Genomic DNA, 19077 nt, shown 5'->3' with positions numbered 1-19077 from the left:
CATTTATAGTTATTTTTTTCAATTTTTTCATCATTTACTATATCATATTCATTTAATTTATGATATTATTTAAATATAATATAAGTTTTATAAAGTATATTAAATATATTATAAGATGGAGGTCGAGTAATTTTGAAAGGAAACATAGTACAATATAATTTTGCAGATATAGAGGAAGAAGTATATTCATTGGATTATGCTATAGCATGGAATACAGACGAGGAAAACGTAAACATTATACCATTTACAAATAAATTCTGTAAAGAATCTATAGAATCTTTTTGTTTAGGTAAAATTGACAACTTTGTTGAAATATTAAATGAAGGCTTTGTTGAAAATCATCATTATGTACATTTAGATAAGATGGTAAGTGTTCCTAAGAAAAAAGTTAATTTAGTATATCAACAAGACACATATGGTTCTCTTTTAAGAGATAGCAATAGTAATCTTATTCCTGTAAAAATAACTTCAGAACAATCTAAGTCTATATCAAATAAGGTTGATTTATTTTGTGCTGGTGAAGAAAAATGTTTAATTAATATATTACTAAAGGCTGACCCATCATATGTTTTGGATGTAGATAGCATAAAAGATAAGGACATCTTAAATTTAGGTTATAAATCTATTGATAGATACAAAGAATACAACTTTGATGATGATAAGATTTTAATATTTTTTATCAATAAAAAGCGTTATTCTGTAATTATGAAAAAAACAAATAATTCTAGTGGAGATTTAGCTACTAGAAACAATCTTATTAAGGAGTTATTTGCTAATAAAGCAGGAAATATCAACTAATCTTAGAATTTTAATGTGCTACTTTTTAATTAAATAATAATATACAAAGTGGGAGTAGAAAAATCTACTCCCACTTATTTATAATAAACAAATAAATCCATAAATCTATTGAGTGATTATAATTTTTAGATTGTACTAGCTTACATTTTTAAATTTACATTTTAAAATTTAAGGTGCACTTTCTATTCTAAACTTTAATCTCTACATCAATATCATCAACTGTAACAACTTACAATTAAATCTTTAATAATCAAACCTTAGACCATATATATTAAAACTCAAATTAAATTTAGGATTTATTTGGATATCACATTAAAATTATACATTCATATTCAATATCTTAAGTTCTTAATTTATTTTACCCTTAATTCTATTATTAAATACTTTTAATTATTTTTCAATACAATATCAAATTTTAACATTAATAATTTTAAGTTTAAATTTATTTCGTAAATCCAGATACTTTCCACACTCCACCATCATTTATAACATCAATATTAATGTCAGAAAAACCTAATTTTCCACCAGCCTTTTCTACCCCATCATTAGCAAATATTACATTATAACTTTTTTTATCTTTTTCTTCTTCTTCTCCTAAATCCATTTTTTCTATATATACAATTGTATCGCTATTAATATAATCTGGTAAATTCATTTCAAATCTAGTATCATTAAAAAGTTTACGATTATCCAAATTAATAAATAAAGTACTTATCTGACTTTCTACATCCATAGTTGCTAACAACTCATTTGTATTATTTTCTTCCATAGCCTTAAGATGCATTCTTATTAAATCTTCATTACTCATTTTTGATATATCCTTATATAGAGAATTAGTTTTATCTATACAGTTATCAACTATCCACACATTTAAATCTTCTTTTTTTACTTCTTTAAAAGTATGTCTTTTTAAACTAATAGCCTTTCCTTCATGTCTGCCCGAATCAATGTATGCTCCTACAATCCTTCCATCATGTCTTATTACAATTCCTCTAGCATCTAATAAATGTTCAAATGAGTCTGGTAATGGTTCAATTAAGCTATATATCTCAGCAGTAATGTCATTTGAATTTAAATTAGAAAAATCTAATCCTATATCTTTAGACAGTTCCATATTATAAGCCCAATATATTTTCTCTGTTGTATTTTCTGATGAATATTTAAAATTGTTGGGAAGTGTTTTTCTTTGAGACGATATAAGAAAACTTGGTGTCCAACTATACTTTTTAAAAAGTTCATTCACATCATTAGGAACTTTTGTATTTTGAGGTTTAAATTCATCAAGAGAGTTTATTAACCTGAAAAAATCATATGGTAAGTTAAATTTCTCATTATTGTATTTAATCTCTCCAAAATTATGTAGATTATCATATAAGTAGTTTATAATTTTTTGCTCATTATTGCTATTATAAAAACTTATCTTTTGATTCTTTACAGCTACCCCGCTCATATCTCTATCCACAAAATCAGTTACCTTACTCATAAAACTTAATATCTCATTTATTAATTTTTCATCTGTAACTACAATTGGTTCATAGTTTTTTTCAGCCTCTCTATTAAACTTATGATAAATTTCTATTCTCTTTGTATCTTTCAAATCTGAATATATTTTGTTGTACTGCTTATTATCTATTAAGCTACGTTCTGTACTTAAAAATAATATTACAAAAGCTAAGACAGGTAAAATTATGATAAATAGTTTTGTTTTTGTAATTTTCAAATTGTATACCTCCATTAAATATATACTCTTTAAACCATTCACCCTTAATATATATTACCATATTTCAAGAGTACATCCACATAACATTAATACATATTCAGGTGCAATTACCTAAAAAATAAGTCTACAAAAAAACACAAACTATAATTAAGGTATTATAAATTTTAATTTATAATAGTAAAAAAGCCATAGCGTATAAAATAAACTATGGCTTTTCTTTACTTATTGAGTTATTCATATTATTTATAACATATCTACATGTATATTTTATATAATATAAGTTTGTAAATTACATATTATATATTTTATAAATTACATGTTAAAAGTTGTTTCAATATATCTTTTTATTTCTTCAGCAGTACCCATATTAAGTACTTCATCAGCTAATTTTTTCATATCGGCTTCTTTAACTGAAGTTATTAATTTTCTAGCAGGAAGTATTGATATTGGAGACATAGAAAACTCGTCTAATCCCATACCTAAAAGTATTGGTATCATTTTTTGGTCTCCAGCAGATTCTCCACACATACCTGCCCACTTACCTTCTTTATGTGCATTATCTATAACTGTCTTTATAAGTCTTAAAACAGCTGGATTAAATTGATTGTAAAGATAGCTTATCTTTTGGTTCATTCTATCAACTGCACAAGTATATTGGATTAAGTCATTAGTTCCTATTGAGAAGAAATCTACATGTTTAGCAAGTACATCAGATATTACAGCAGCAGATGGTACTTCTATCATCATACCGATTTCTACATCTTTAGCATAAGCTATACCTTCAGAATCAAGTTCTGCTAACACTTCTTTTACAACTTCTTTAGCTTGTAATAATTCTTCTAAAGATGAAATCATAGGGAACATTATTCTCAATCTTCCATGAACACTTGCTCTATATAACGCTCTTAATTGAGTCTTAAATATATCTGTTCTATCTAAACAAAGTCTTATTGCTCTGTAACCTAAAAATGGATTCATTTCAGGTTCCATAGTCAAGTAACTTAACTCTTTATCTCCACCTATATCTAATGTTCTTATAACTATAGGTTTACCTTCCATTCCTTCTAATACAGCTTTGTAAGCTTCATATTGTATTTCCTCAGTTGGGAAAGAATCTCTATCCATATATAAAAATTCTGTTCTATAAAGACCAACACCTTCAGCATCATTCTTTATTAGACCTTCTATATCATTAGGAGTTCCTATGTTACCAGCTAATTCCACATGCTTCCCATCAAGAGTTACTGATTGCTTTCCTTTTAATAATTGTAATGCTTTTCTTTCTTCTTCATATTTAGCTTTTAACTCAGTATATTTGTTTATAGTATCTTCATCTGGATTAACGATTACTTCACCAGTATCTCCATTGAAAACTACAAAATCTCCATCTTTAACGTTTGAAGTTATATCACTTAGTCCAACGATTGCAGCGATTTCTAAAGTTCTAGACATTATAGCTGTATGAGAAGTTCTTCCACCTATATCAGTTAAAAATCCTAAAACCATTTTTTTGTTCATAGTTGCTGTATCTGATGGAGTTAAATCATGTGCTATTAATACTACTTCTTCACTTAAAGCAGATAAATCAACAACTTTGATTCCTAATATATGTCTAAGTATTCTATTTGTAACGTCTTTTATGTCTGCTGCTCTTTCTTTCATGTATTCATTGTCCATAGACTCAAACATGCTAACAAACATTTCTTTTATTTCATTTAAAGCATATTCTGCATTTACATTTTCAGTTTTGATTTTATCAATTGCAGAACCAATTAATTCTGGGTCTTCTAAAACTAATAAATGTGCTTCAAATATTTCTGCTTCTTCTTCTCCTAATTCTTGAGAAGCCTTTTCCTTAACTTTTATTAATTCTTCTTTAGAAACTACAACTGCATTTTCTAATTTAGCAACTTCCGCTTCAACATTATCTATAGATTTTTTCTCAATTACTAATTCACTATGCTCAACTACTAACGCTTTCCCTAAAGCAATACCAGGAGAAGCTCCTATTCCTTTGTAAGCCATAACCCTACCTCCTAAAAATATCTTCTGTATTTTGATTACAAATTTATAATTAAAAATATCTTACTTATTTCATCATTTAAAATATTTGTATTTTCATACCCAATTAACAATAATCTTAATCTTCTGATTAAATAAACATGAAAGTAACAAAGAAACTAAATATTTACAAACTTTTGTCTGTATATTTTTAATGTTTCTCTGTTACTTTTACTCTAAGCAATGATTAGATTATAAATACCAAATTTTTAGAAACTATTATATCTACTCTCCAAATCCACTTTCAACTAATTCAACCATTGCTGCTAAAGCTACTGCTTCATCTTCTCCATTTACAACTAATTTTAATTCTTCTCCTTGAGCTAAACCTAAACTCATTATTCCCATGATTGATTTTGCATTTACAGTTTTGTCTTTTGCTACAACTTCTACTGTTGATTTAAACTCAGCAGCCTTCTTAACAAACATTCCTGCTGGTCTAGCATGTAATCCACTTGCATTTTTGATACTAACTACTTTTTCCATTTTTTAAATCCTCCTATAAACCTAACATTTTATATTTTTTAAAATTGTTTTCCTATTTTTTACTTTAATGGCACTTAGTGGTACTTTTTTGTCCTATGGTACTTTTTTGTTCCCACTAGTGCTACAAAAATATTATACTACTAATATACACTTTTTTCGAGTATAATTACAAATTTTTTTTTGTTTTTTATTTAACTTTGATTTTTTAAGTCTTTTATAATACAATTTGTCAATAATTTTGTGTTTTTGTTCTTTTTAATACTAATTTTAGGTCTAATTTCAAAATTTGATGCTAAATTCTTATTAGAATCAATATTTGTATTTACAACATCTATAACCTTGTTAAAATCATATAATTTTACCCTATTTATACTATTTTCTTCAAGTTTTTTCTCATATACACAGTAAAATAAATCTTTATATGAAAAATTTTTGGGTAAACCAAGTGTCTCACCAAGCTTTGGTATTACATTTTCCATAACAGTTCTAAGCGAAACATCTCTTTTTATATTCAATAAGTTACAAATACATTGTATTGTTTCATTACTCATTCTTCTAAATCTATCAAAACAATACTCTTCATCGTACTTATATTCTACATCAAAGTAATATTTAATACCATCGCATCTTTCATAAGCTTTCATAGTATCTAAATATCCTAATCGAATATTTTTTTCTACATTATCTCTATCTTTATTAAGAGAGCCACCTAAATATTCTGATGGTATTATGGTTTTTATATTTATATTCTGATGTTTGTTTAGGTTCATTTTTCCAAGAAAATCATCAATTAACCTAATTACAACAACATCTTCATATCCTTTATCTTCTAAAAGCCCTATTGGCATATTATCACAAAACATTCCATCCAAATACAATTTATCATCCATTACATTTGTTTGGAAAATAGGCAAACTAGAACTAGCAATTAAGTAGTCAACCAATCTCCCTTGTGGCATATCTTCTATATACAATGGATGAGGATTAATTTTTTTATCCCACCAAACCGTAACAAGTCCAAAGTCTTTTTTTGATTTTCTTATTATATCTTCATTTAATGTAGTTTCCATTAAGTGTCTTAATGGGCTTATATCTATACCTTCATTTTTTCTGGCTTTATTTATAAGTTCAAAAACTGCATTGATATTTTTCGTAGTGAAATCTACATTTTTAAATCTCTCATAGCTTTCTTTGTCAATATTCATAAAATGAGTATAATCATAGTTTAGCCAGATATCTTCCATTACCTCAATATCATTTTGAATTATATATGCTCCATTTAAAGCCCCAATTGATGTTCCTGTTACTCCTTGAAATTCTATACCAAGTTCTCTTAAAGCTTTATATGCGCCTATTTGATAAGCTCCTTTTGTTCCTCCACCTTCTAAAACTAATCCTTTCATATTATCACCTACTATTTAAAGCGTTCCTGATTTATATTCCTCAGCAAATATTAATTCAAAAAACTACTTTTAGTTATTGGAGAAAAATAAAATTGCACAAATTTATTTTTATTTTATCAAAAAAATATTCAAAAGTATATATTTTTAATATTTTTTATATGGTTAACTTTTTCTTTATAAATTTAGATAAATTATTAACATTCAACGTATTTTTTCATAGCCATATTTATTTATATACCCAAAGAATCTATTACTAATTTATCTATTTTTATCTGCAATTTTTCTACTTTTTCTTTATCTATTTTTTCATTTAATAAAATTGATATTATTTGTTTTGATAAATCCTCTATTTCTTCATAATTATTATCTCTAAAAATTCTTATCTTCATAACCTTATTAGGATAATAATCATATATATTTTTACTCATTTTTTTGGCTGTTATTTTAAAGTATTTATCATATACACTAGAATTTAAAATTCCAACTAAATATTCATATGAAAATTTATCTAAATACTCATCTTTTATGAAAAAAGAATATACATCTGCACTTGAAAAATTATTATCATAATCTATAGCAAATCTATTTTCTTTGGATTTATATGGATACATTATCTTTTTTCTTTCGAAAAAAAGCTTTTCTCTACCCCATTGAAGTTCATACCACTTTCTTATTCCACTTTTACATTCTCTTCTATTTTCTAATTTTGTCTTATATACTCCTATAATTTCATCAAGTATTTTCTTGTTTTTAACCTCATCATCTATATCATTTGAGTATATTAGCTTATATTCACTCTTCTCTACTACATACTTGTTTATATTTTTGCTTTTTATCCAATCTTTTAAAAGCTTCTCATCTACAAAATCTAATTTTGAATCCCCTTCACTTAAAATAAATGCTTTATCACATCCTGTAATTATACCTTGAAAGCTTACAGCTATATCTTCTAGGCTATATTTACCTTTTTCTTGTATTTTATTATAAAAAGATTCATTATCCTTATTTACAATTATCCATTCATCAGAAAGCAAGTTTTGATTTATATTAAAATATTCAAATTTACTACTGTTTAAAAGTTCTTCTAGTGTTTTAAATTTATTTATAGATACATCTTCATTCTTTATTCTAAATATATCTATAGGTGTATCATTCAATTTTTTTTTATTAAAAGTAAGAATGCAACTAGAAACACCTATGTTTTTAAATATATTTGCACCCAAAAAATCTACTATTTCTTTAATATTAACATTTGACTTAATATAATCTCTCAAATCTTTTCCCGATAAACTTTCTAAGAAATACCTTGGAGTTATAACACTTCCTGTTCCTCCACATTTTAAGATATCTATAATCTTTTTATAAAAACAAAAATATAAGTCAGCTTTATCTTTATAAACCTCACTGTATTTTTCTAAAAGAAATTTTTTATATTTTTTTTCAAGTTTTTTATGTCCAATATACGGAGGATTACCGACTATGTAATCAAACTTATATCGCCAGTTTTTCTTTAGACTATCACAACAAAATAGGTTGATTTTAATATCGTCATATTTTAAATCAGTTCTTGTCTTTTTGTTTTTTAAGCTATCTTTTAGTATATTTATAGCATTTTCATCAATATCAGCACCATATATACAATGGTTTAATATATGATTGTGTATATTATCAATCTTCCAATAATTTTCATCGTATTTATTTTTTAATTCATAAATATTTTTTTCAAATAAGTCATATAAAATATCATATACTTCTAAAAGAAAGTTTCCACATCCACAAGATATGTCAAGAATTCTCGGATATGGATTTTTAATTATATCGTGATTTCTCAAGGTTTTTTTAACAATATAATCGACAATGATTTTAGGTGTATAGTATATTCCACCTGCTTTTTTAGTATCTACATCTAAACTATTCTCATACTCTTTAGATAATAGAAAGTTATCTTGAGATATATCATCCATAACTGAAAACCTCCAACTATTAGCTAAGCTAAAAATTTATTATTCTAATATCTGTCTTATAGATTTTCTTGATAAAAGTTTATAGATTTCTTTTTCTATCTCTAGTAATTCCTGATTTACCTTGCAACCTTTTAAACAATTACTACAATTAGATACATATCTAGTACATTTATTTATATATATTTTCCCATCTATTATTTCTACAATCGTTCTCAAACTTATTGTATCCAATGATACATTTAACATGTATTTCTTTCCATCTTCTTTATTAAAAGTAAGTAAGTTATTTGCACAAAGTTTTCTAAGTAGTTTATATAATGTTAATATTGGTATATCTTCATTTTTTAATATTGTTTTGACATCTATTGGATTGTTTTCTCCATTATTAAATATAGCTCTTACAATTCTTATTGCATAATCTACGTCTTCTGAAATCATTATTCCACCTCCTCAACTGCCATATATTCTTTCAAAAGACTCTCTTCTAAACTTATATTACTTCTTCCAGTAAGAAGTTCCTTGTAACTACATTCATCTATTGGTTTAGAAAATACATAACCTTGTATAAAATTACATCCCATACCATTTAAAACTTTAACTTGTTCCATATCCTCTACACCTTCACATATAACAGTTAAATTTAAATCATGCGAAAGATTAACAATGGCTTTTATCATAACCTTTGTTTTTGAGTTAGTCACTATATCTAATATAAGTGACCTATCAATTTTTATAACATCTACTGGTATCCCCTTAAGATTGACAAAATTTGAGTTACCTATACCAAAGTCATCCAATGATATATTCATACCTAAAGATTTAATTTCATAAAGTCTCTCACTAATAAACTTTACATCATTTAAAGCTGTTGTTTCTGTTATTTCTATTTCTACAAGTTTTCTAGGAACATTATATGTATCAAACATTGACTTAAAAAAATCTACTAAATCATTCTTATAAAGTTCTACTCTAGATAAATTTATTGAAACTGGTAAAACATTTATCCCTTCTGAAATCCACTTATCAATAGTAATAAAAACTTCTTCAATCACCCATCTACCAATATTATTTATCAAACCACTTTTCTCAGCTATAGGTATAAAATTATTTGGAGCAACCATACCTAAAGTTGGATGAATCCATCTTATTAATGCTTCTGAACCTATAATTTTATTTGTTCTTGAATCAAATTTAGGCTGGTAGTGAATTATGAACTCTTTGTTTTTAATAGCTAAAAATAAATCTTGTTCTATTTTCATAAGTGATTTTATTTCTTTTTCCATAGCATCATCAAATTCCACATATTCTATATGCTTTAATCCTTTTGATTTAATTCTTGCCATATCAGCATTGTCTATAGCTTTTTTTATGTCAATTTCATTACTATTAAATTTATAAATACCAATAGAAGCTTCAATATTTATATTCATTTTAAAACTATCTATCTGACTCAAGGTCACAATTTTATTTTTAATAAGGTTTACCAAATTATGAATCTTTTCATCTCTATCTTCAAGTTTTATTATTAATACAAAGACATCGCTTTTTAACTTTCCATAAATAGCTTCATTTCCAAAATAATTTTTTAAGTTGTTTGAGATATTGTCTAATACTTCATCCCCTAGCTTATAACCATATATATCATTTATAAGTTTAAGTCTACATAAATCAAAGCATGCTAACACACAATTTTCTCTCTTATTAGCAAATATATAGCTTTGAATATGTTCTAAAAAATTATCATTCTTAGTAATGTTTATAAGTTTATCTGAATTACTTGTGACATCTAAATTAATTTCATCTTCATATGTCTTAACCTTAAGGTATGAAATAAACATACTTATGCTAAATAAGATTAATAAAATCAAAATTTGACTCTTAATGTCTATTCCAATATGCCTTGTAAGTAAAACTATTCCTAAAATCCCAATTATAATAAAAACTATTTTATTTAACCAACAAATTTTCATTATATTTTTTTTATTCATATAAATTCCCCTATATTATTTTTTAAATTATTTTATGAGCAAACTTTTTCTATATTCTATATTAATTATAAGGCACAATTGATAGTAAATCAATCTAACTTAAAATCACATATAAATAACTCTATTTCTACGATTTTATTTCTCTATTTTTTGCAAATACCAACTAATTTTGACAAAAAAACTATGAAATCAGACATATATAAAGTAGTCTGTAGTTTCATAGTTCTTGAATCTAAATAGTATTTTTAGTATGAAATTATACTTTTAATATAATTCACACCTTTGTATTTTTAATTTAATTTTTACATTTAGATAATAATTAAATTATTTATTTCCCTTAGAATCCAAATATGAAAGTATACCTTGAACAATTCCCTCTGTAAGTTGCTCTTGATATTTCTCATTTATTATTTTTTGCTCTTCTGAAGGCGTTGTTAAAAAACCACACTCTATTAATATAGCTGGCATATTTGATTCTCTAAGTACTTCAAAATTATTTTCAATTATTCCTCTATCCCTTACTTTAACATAAGATACTATTGTACTTTGAACTGTTTGTGCAAGTTCTTTTGAGCCATCTGTAGCTTTATTTCTATACCATGTTTCTATACCTGTTGCTGTATTTCCATTTTTTTCTGCATTTAAGTGTATAGAAACAAGTACATCCGCAGAGCTATTTTTTGCTAAGTTTACTCTATCCATTAATGATACATATGTATCATCAGTTCTAGATACAACTACTTGAATGTCTTTTTGCTTAGCTAATTTATTTGCTAATTTCTTTGAAATTTGTAAAGTGAGGTCTTTTTCATATCTGTTACTAGTTTTACTTTGAGTTCCTTTATCATTTCCTCCATGACCTGGATCTATAAATACAGTATATTTTTTGTTTTTATTTTCATTTTCATCACCAAGGTCAAATTGTTCTGAGTCAACTTTTTGTTGTTGATTTGTTTTATTATTTTTATCCATCCCTTTGACCAAAGCTACTACACCTTGAGTAGCCTTAAATGCAATAAATAAAAATAACACTGTAAAGCAAATCAGTAGTACTAACTTTTTTTTATTTATTTTTCTTTTTTTTCTGTTCAGATGGCTGGTATTTTTAGATTTGTTTCTTGAATTATTGTTATTATTGCTTTTTGACATTTCTTCACCCTTCTTGGTATAGATTTTTACATTTTTTCATATTATTAGTGTTATTTTACCACCAAGAAGTTTTTTTTTCAATAATTTAAAATACTCTACAATCTAAAAACTGAAATTTCTTAATTATCCGCCTAGAGTGACATCTTGTGTATCATACCAACTAAAGGCATCTTTTATATCATCACCTTTGAAATCTGGCCAGTAATTATCTATAACATAAAAGTCTGCATAAATTGATTGCACAGGCAGGAAACCGCTTAATCTACGTCTTCCACCCCATCTAATTATCAAGTCCAGTCTTGACACATCAAATGACTGTATGTAATCCTGTATGTTATTCTTATTTACATTTTCTACCCCTGATATATTATTTAAATCCCAATACCATCCATAATTTACCAGTAAATTTGCTCTTATCTGTCCGTCTTTAGCTTGAATTCGATTTGTATATGGTAATAATTCTTCTGGGAACATTGGAGATTTTGTGTTTCCAACAACTAGTAAGGCTGCACCTTCTTCTATTAGTATATTTGCTGCATCAATACATGCTTTTGTAAACGCTTTAGTCTGAACTGATGGACGTCTTGTATTATCAGTTGTAAACCCATAAAAAGTTACTTCTTCACAACCTAAATCTCTACATAATCTATAAGATTCTAGTCCAGGATCTATTCCACTTTCATATCCTCTATCCTTTGTCATTCCATTTTGACTTGCCCATCTTCTATTTCCATCTGGTATAATTCCTACATGTTTTGGTACTCTCATTTCTAATCACCTCTTAATAGGTATTATTATCAAAATATTACATTATTAATCAAAACTGTAACATTAAATACATTTATTTTTATATAATTATGTAGTAAACTAAATTAAGATAGAGTTAAAAAACTTGGAGGTTTCTCATGAAAAAAATTTTAATGTTGTTTTTTTCAATAATCTTATCCTTTGGAATGGTTAGTTGTTCTTCAAGTAGCGATTATAAAAACGTTTCTACATCAAAAATTGAAAAAGCATTAAAGTCTTCTGATTTACTTATAAAAGAATCAAAAATTTTTGATGCAAAAGAATTTAATTATTTTAATGATGTGGAAGAAGACATTACACAAGGTTTTGTAATCAATTCTTCTGAAAAATTATATCTAGAAGATATCATTGTCATAAAAACTGATGATGTAAATAAAATCTATAAAACTCTAGAAAATTATAAAAAAGACATGATTCAAGCACCTTTTGGAGAAGGACATGGAGAAAAAAGCAATTCTGAAATAGCAAACAATACTATCGTTGAAAAAGCAGGTAAATATGTTTATTTGATTTCTGCTGAAAATGCATCTCAAATAGAGGAAAAGATATTAAGTATTATAAAAAAATAGATATTAGTTATCTAATATCTACCAAATATCAATGTAATTTTCATTTTAATAATATTGTTTAATGAAAATTACATTGATATTTCTTTATTTCAATTCCTTTAAAATAATCTTTTTCATTTAGACCCCCATCATAGATGGCTATCCAATTTTTATGACTTCTTTTATCTTATCTACAACACCATTTTCAGTATTTCTTTTTGCTCTGAATCTAGCAATTTCTTTCAAATACTCATTGGCATTCTCCATGGCATAGCTATGATAAGCACTCTTCATCATTTCTACATCATTCAATTGGTCACCAAATACCATAGTTTCTTCATATTTTATATCTAACATTCTTTGTACTTTTTTTATGGCACTTCCTTTATTTGCACCTTTTGCAGTTAAATCAAGCCACTCTACCCCAGAAATACATACTTGAGCTCTATCAGAAAACTTGTCAAAGTAGATACTATTGTTATGTTCTGCACCTTTGAAGTCAAATATGGCTATCTTTAATATATCACCTTCTACTTTAGTCAAGTCATCTACAACTTTAAACTTTGCATAGTAAGTACTAACTTCTTCTATAAACGCTTCATCTTTGCTCTCTATATAGGCGTATTTTTTACCACTCATTACAATTTTTTTCCCTTTTATACTTCTTGTTGCCTCTATGATTTCATTTACTAACTCTTTATCCAAAGGATTTGATAATATTTCTTTTCCTTTATATACTACTAATGTTCCATTTTCTGAGATAAACATCATATCATCTTTTATATCTTCAAATTTTTTTATAAGATTTTGATACTGCCTGCCACTTGCAGCAGAAAACATTATCCCCCTCTCTCTTAATTTTTTAAATACTTTATAAAACTCTGGATTTATTTCGCTCTTTTCATCTAACAAAGTTCCATCTAAGTCTGTTGCTATTAATTTTATCATATATTTCCTCCCCCAAATTATATAATTTATAATTATTTTTTATTAATTTTTATCAGTTTAATTTTTCAATTCCTATTATACACCAAAAATTCTAAATTACAATTTACACCTTTTGTAAGATAATATAACTACATTCAGGAAAATATTTTTTTCAATATATACATCAACTTATAAAAATTTAAATCTTTATATAATTATATTCCAAGAAAATTAATAATAACTACACGCTTCCTTCTATAAAATATTATAAAAATAATTATATTATGACAAACTTATGCTAATTTATTGTGTTTTTTATTGCTTATGTAACAATTTTTTAATATAATTAACTATGTGTAATTAAAAAATTTAGAAAGTAGGGGATATTATTGTCAGGACTCAAAAAGTTCGTTATATTTCTAGCCCTTTTAGTCATAGCATTTCCTGTTAGTGTATACGGATATGTTTTTACTAAATTAAAAACTATCCAAGATGATAGTATAAATACAGAGGCTCTTAGCAGTAATGACTATAAAAATGAAGAAGATATTACAAATATATTATTATTAGGTACAGATGCAAGACCAGGTGAAGAAGTTTCTCGTTCTGATGCCATGATGATATTAACTATTGATAATAAAAATAAAAGTCTTAAATTAACTTCATTAAATAGAGATACGTATGTCAACATACCAGGACATGGAGAACAAAAATTAACACATGCTTATGTATATGGTCAAGCTAATTTATTAATAGAAACTATAGAAGAAAATTTCCAACTCGATATACAGAATTATGCTGTAGTTGACTTTTTTTCTTTTATGGATATAGTTGATGCTCTAGGAGGGGTTACTGTTACAGTTGATAAGAGTGAAATAAGAGAATTAAACAAATTTATACCTGAAACTTACAAATGGAATAAAAACTCTGACAAAGGCTCTCTTGAGTATATAAGAAGTTCAGGCGAGCAAAAACTAAATGGATATCAAACACTTGCATTTTCTCGTATAAGAAAAAATGATAGTACAGATGAGAGAGATAGAAGACAAAGAAGTGTTATACAAAGTTTAATAAATGGTGTTAAGGATTTACCAGTTACCAAATATCCTAATCTAGTTAATACTATACTTCCATATGTTAAAACTAATATGAGTCCTAATGAAATAATTTCTCTAGGAACAAAACTTTTAAGTATTGGAAACTTAGACTTAAAATCAATGGAATTCCCTCTTTCTACTGAAAATGGTAGAAAAATTGGTAGTGCAGGCTATGTAATTCCTTTTGAAGAATATGAATTAGATGCAATGCACGATTTCATATTTGAAGATATTATGGTTGAAGAGTAAAATATTTATTTAAAGTAATAAAAAATCATGTACAGAATTTGACAGTAAGTACATACCTTTCAAGAAGCAAATTATTTTGTAATTGACAGGTGTGTACTTATTTTTATTGTAAAAAATATACAAACCCTATTTTTCTTTAAAATTTTAATTAATTTTTTACATGATATACTACACATACTTTTAATTATATATAAATTGACAAATTTTCTTATAAATTATATCATTGTCTTTTTTTTGTAACTGAAACAAGTATTGAATATATCTCAATACTTTAATATAATTAAGTGTATGCTATTAAAAAATATACAGGAAAAAGAAGAAAGAAGGGGTACTTTTGTCAAAATTAAAGAAATTTGTTATACTACTGGCTTTCTTGGTAGTAATATTCCCTATAAGCGTCTATGGATATTTTTATTATAAATTATCTACTATTCATGACTCGAGCATAAATAGTGATTTATTAAATAATAATGACCATAAAAATGAAAATGGAATAACTAACATACTACTTATGGGAACAGATGCTAGACCAGATGAAGATTCTTCAAGGTCAGATGCTATGATGATATTAACTATTGATAACAAACATAATGATATCAAACTTACATCATTGGCTCGTGATAGCTATGTAGACATCCCTGGTCATGGTAAACAAAAACTTACTCATGCCTATGCTTATGGACAAGCTGATTTGTTAATACAAACAATTGAAGAGAACTTTAATGTTGATATTCAAAATTATGCTTGTGTTAATTTCGAATCATTTATGTATATAATTGATGCTATTGGTGGCGTTGAAGTTACAATTGAAAAAGGAGAAATAAGTGAATTAAATAAATTTATTCCTGAAACTTATGGTTGGAATAAAAGTGATGATAAAGGTAGCATACAATATATTAGGAAATCTGGAGTACAAACTTTAAATGGATATCAAGCATTATCTTTTGCACGTATCAGACATAATGATACTGCCTTTGCAAGAGATGGAAGACAAAGAGAGATTATACAAGCTATAATCAAGAAAACAGAAACTTTACCTGTTACTAAATATCCAAGTTTATTAGATGCTGTTCTTCCATATGTTAAAACTAATATGAAGCCTAATGCAATACTTTCTCTAGGAGCTCAAGTTTTAAAAATGGGCGACTTAAATATTAAACAATTTGAATTCCCTATTGATGATGAAATTCATAGTACAGGTGGTATATATGGAAAAGCTGGTTGGGTTCTTAGATTTGACCCAGATACTTTAGATATATTACACGATTTTATATTTAATGATATAGAATTTAAACAATAATAACAATAAAAAACATTTAACGCAAATATTATTATAGAATATAAGATTAAATATATAAAAAGAACTATATTACATAATTATTTTCAAGTTATTATCCATGCTTGATTATAAAATGTATATAGTTCTTTTTTTACTTTCTACTTTAATTTAATACTTTTTAATTTAACATTTTCCAATTTGATACTTTTATTTTAATTTGCCTTTATAGCATTTATAATATAGTATCTTTATTAAATTCTTACTATTGAACTAGGTTTAATAAACTGTTTAATGCAGTTTGATTTATTCCATCTCCAGCTTCATATACTAGGCTTGTCTTTTTAGGCTCTAGAGCAGTTTTCTGAGCAGATGTTACACTATTTCCAAGCATAACTACTGGTGATTTTAATTTTGCTGCTAAAGGTCCTGATGTTAATGCATCTACTAACTGATTACTCTTACTTACAAACATTGATGAATATTCAGCATTTGGATAGAATTTCTGTATTACTTTTCCATTTGTTTCTTCTCTATTTTCTCCAGCTATTCTATTTTTAGATACATCATTTGTAATAACTTTATCTAATTTATTTATTACTGAATCAGATATACTTAAATTACCACCTATAAAGTATGCATCTTTTACATTTAAATCTGATACCCAATTATAGATTTCATCACTTACATTATCTTTTGATACTAATACGATTGGCTGTTTTTCTTCTCCTGCTTTTGAAGCTATAGAAAGAGAATCTGCTTCACCTGTACCACTTGTTATATATAGTTTATCTACTGGATTAGTCTTTGCTAATTCTTTTGCTATTAAAAGAGATGTGCTATATCTATCTGAGCCACCCACTCTGTTTATTGATACATTTGATAATGTATCTTTTATCTCACTTTCAACTTTATCTCCAATAGAATTATTTCCTCCTATTAAGATAACTTTACTTGGATTAAGTCTTTTTATTTCATTTTTAGTAGATGTTGGTATATCACCCTTATTTACTAATAATATAGGTGCATCATTTGCAGTAGCAAGTGGAGTTGATGTTATACCATCGACTATAGAATATCCATTTACTAATACTACTGTATCTGAATTTGTAGCCCATCCTTTTTTACTTATTGCAACTGCTGTATCATATCTTTCAGCACCTCTTAATTTTTCCACCTTGACATTAGATGGTGGAGTCACTGGCTGTTCATTACTGTCAGAGTACAAGCTCTTTAAATCATTTTGTATAGATGTACTATTTGCTATATCTTTAGCTGAAAAATACATACTACCCTTTATTTCACTATATTTTCTATTTAATGTTACTTGCTTCACTATTTCTTTTGCTATGTTTTGCCCATTATAACTTGATTGCCCTTGTTTATATATACCTTGTCCTATGTATAAGTCTACATTTGTTCCTTTTACTTCATTTGCCCACCATGAAACTAATTTAGAGTAGTCTGCGGCTTTAAGACCAATTGGCCAGTAAAGTTGTGGAACTACATAATCAACTAATCCTTGTTTTATCCATGCTCTTGTATCTGCATATGTACCTACATAACTTTCATTACCTGATGTATCTGAACCTGTTGGGTCACTACTCTTGTTTCTCCATATTCCAGCTGGACTCACACCAAATACAACTTCAGGCTTTATACTCTTTATAGACGCCTTTACATCTCTAAGTAGAGTATTTACATTTTCTCTTCTCCAATTGTCTTTGTTTTGTCCTTGTCCATATTTTTGATATGTAGCAGTATCGTTGAAACTTACTCCTGGATAGAAATAATCATCAAAATGAACACCATCTATATCATAATTTTGAACTACCTCTGCTATACTATCAACTATGTACTTTCTAACTTCTGGTAAACCTGGGTCATAGTAATACTTATTTCCATGTTTAACTACCCAACTTGGATTTTTCTTTGCTGGATGGTTTGCTGGCAATTTATCTATGCTCTCATCTGCCATAGTTATTCTGTATGGATTAAACCATGCATGGAATTCCATTCCTCTTTTATGTGCTTCTTCTATTAAAAATGGTAATGGGTCATATCCAGGGTCTTTACCTTGAGTACCTGTAAGATATTCAGACCATGTGTTTATCTTTGATTTATATAAAGCATCTGATTTTGGTCTTACTTGAACCACTGCTGTGTTTATTCCTGCACTTTTTAATTTGTCTAATAAGTCTGTGTATTCCTTTTTTTGCTTGGCTTCATTATTTTTAGTCTTAGGCCAATCTAAGTTATAAACTGTAGATATCCAAGCAGCTCTCATTTCCTTATCATTTGACGAATCAGCAAATGAACTTACACTACACATTGTAAGTGTCATTACCAACGATAATAGTAATATACTTGTCTTTTTCATTTCATCCCCCTTAATTTCTTAAATTTATTTTTTTCTACAATATACTCCTTACTAAGTATATCTAAAGTTCATATTATCTGTCAAATATTGAATAATATAGTTAATATTTATATTTAATATTTAATTATAATATGAAATAATTTATTATAAAAAAAACAGCAAAGAAATTTATATTCTTTGCTGTTTTTATAACGTTCATCACTATTTTAATATTAATTAATACT

Annotated in this window: 15 protein-coding genes; 4 read left to right on the top strand and 11 right to left on the bottom strand. The window is 26.5% G+C overall.

What is annotated here, in order from left to right:
* The first annotated feature begins 132 nt into the window (after window positions 1-132).
* Window positions 133-798, top strand: a complete 666-nt coding sequence (locus KGF45_RS11535) for a hypothetical protein (protein ID WP_227840118.1) — start codon at window positions 133-135, stop codon at window positions 796-798.
* A gap of 442 nt (window positions 799-1240) precedes the next feature.
* On the opposite strand, the gene KGF45_RS11530 is transcribed toward KGF45_RS11535, so the two are convergent.
* From KGF45_RS11530 to KGF45_RS11490, 9 genes are all read right to left on the bottom strand, one after another.
* Window positions 1241-2518: a DUF4830 domain-containing protein gene (locus tag KGF45_RS11530; protein WP_227842597.1), complete on the bottom strand. Its 1278-nt coding sequence runs from the start codon at window positions 2516-2518 to the stop codon at window positions 1241-1243.
* A 312-nt stretch (window positions 2519-2830) separates the two neighbouring features.
* Entirely contained in the window at window positions 2831-4543 is a 1713-nt protein-coding gene (ptsP, locus tag KGF45_RS11525) for a phosphoenolpyruvate--protein phosphotransferase (protein WP_227842596.1), read from the bottom strand.
* Between the two features lie 261 nt (window positions 4544-4804).
* Window positions 4805-5065, bottom strand: coding sequence for an HPr family phosphocarrier protein (locus tag KGF45_RS11520; protein ID WP_227827528.1), 261 nt, complete (start codon window positions 5063-5065; stop codon window positions 4805-4807).
* Between the two features lie 191 nt (window positions 5066-5256).
* The gene (locus KGF45_RS11515; RefSeq protein WP_227827529.1) at window positions 5257-6468 is read right to left on the bottom strand and encodes a patatin-like phospholipase family protein; all 1212 of its coding nucleotides are present in this window, start codon (window positions 6466-6468) and stop codon (window positions 5257-5259) included.
* A 230-nt stretch (window positions 6469-6698) separates the two neighbouring features.
* A complete protein-coding gene (locus tag KGF45_RS11510) occupies window positions 6699-8432 on the bottom strand; it encodes an Eco57I restriction-modification methylase domain-containing protein (RefSeq protein WP_227827530.1) in 1734 nt (577 codons plus the stop codon).
* A 39-nt stretch (window positions 8433-8471) separates the two neighbouring features.
* Window positions 8472-8870 (bottom strand): RrF2 family transcriptional regulator, encoded by a 399-nt coding sequence (locus KGF45_RS11505; protein WP_227434474.1) that lies wholly within the window; start codon window positions 8868-8870, stop codon window positions 8472-8474.
* The gene (locus KGF45_RS11500; protein ID WP_227827532.1) at window positions 8870-10420 is read right to left on the bottom strand and encodes a GGDEF domain-containing phosphodiesterase; all 1551 of its coding nucleotides are present in this window, start codon (window positions 10418-10420) and stop codon (window positions 8870-8872) included. The genes KGF45_RS11505 and KGF45_RS11500 overlap by 1 nt, the downstream gene beginning before the upstream one ends.
* Window positions 10421-10744: 324 nt before the next feature.
* Window positions 10745-11569 (bottom strand): N-acetylmuramoyl-L-alanine amidase, encoded by an 825-nt coding sequence (locus KGF45_RS11495; RefSeq protein ID WP_227827533.1) that lies wholly within the window; start codon window positions 11567-11569, stop codon window positions 10745-10747.
* A 123-nt stretch (window positions 11570-11692) separates the two neighbouring features.
* Window positions 11693-12337: an undecaprenyl diphosphate synthase family protein gene (locus tag KGF45_RS11490; protein WP_227842595.1), complete on the bottom strand. Its 645-nt coding sequence runs from the start codon at window positions 12335-12337 to the stop codon at window positions 11693-11695.
* 137 nt (window positions 12338-12474) lie between these two features.
* Between KGF45_RS11490 and KGF45_RS11485 the strand changes: the two genes are divergently transcribed.
* Window positions 12475-12945 carry a DUF4358 domain-containing protein gene (locus KGF45_RS11485; RefSeq protein ID WP_227827535.1) on the top strand — a complete coding sequence of 157 codons (471 nt, stop codon included), beginning with the start codon at window positions 12475-12477 and terminating at the stop codon, window positions 12943-12945.
* 138 nt (window positions 12946-13083) lie between these two features.
* On the opposite strand, the gene KGF45_RS11480 is transcribed toward KGF45_RS11485, so the two are convergent.
* Window positions 13084-13872: an HAD family hydrolase gene (locus tag KGF45_RS11480; RefSeq protein ID WP_227827536.1), complete on the bottom strand. Its 789-nt coding sequence runs from the start codon at window positions 13870-13872 to the stop codon at window positions 13084-13086.
* A 368-nt stretch (window positions 13873-14240) separates the two neighbouring features.
* On the opposite strand from KGF45_RS11480, the gene KGF45_RS11475 reads away from it, so the two are divergent.
* Both KGF45_RS11475 and KGF45_RS11470 read left to right on the top strand, forming a co-directional pair.
* On the top strand, window positions 14241-15197 hold the full coding sequence (locus KGF45_RS11475) for an LCP family protein (protein WP_227842594.1): 957 nt from the start codon (window positions 14241-14243) through the stop codon (window positions 15195-15197).
* 334 nt (window positions 15198-15531) lie between these two features.
* The gene (locus KGF45_RS11470) at window positions 15532-16497 is read left to right on the top strand and encodes an LCP family protein (RefSeq protein WP_227827538.1); all 966 of its coding nucleotides are present in this window, start codon (window positions 15532-15534) and stop codon (window positions 16495-16497) included.
* Between the two features lie 241 nt (window positions 16498-16738).
* On the opposite strand, the gene KGF45_RS11465 is transcribed toward KGF45_RS11470, so the two are convergent.
* Window positions 16739-18853, bottom strand: coding sequence for a cell wall-binding glycosyl-hydrolase Cwp19 (locus KGF45_RS11465; protein WP_227842593.1), 2115 nt, complete (start codon window positions 18851-18853; stop codon window positions 16739-16741).
* Between the last annotated feature and the right edge of the window lie 224 nt (window positions 18854-19077).

The organism is Clostridioides sp. ZZV14-6154, from assembly GCF_020657785.1.
Lineage (GTDB): Bacteria > Bacillota > Clostridia > Peptostreptococcales > Peptostreptococcaceae > Clostridioides.
Note: the sequence above shows the minus strand (reverse complement) of the source record. Positions and strands in the feature narration are given on the sequence as shown.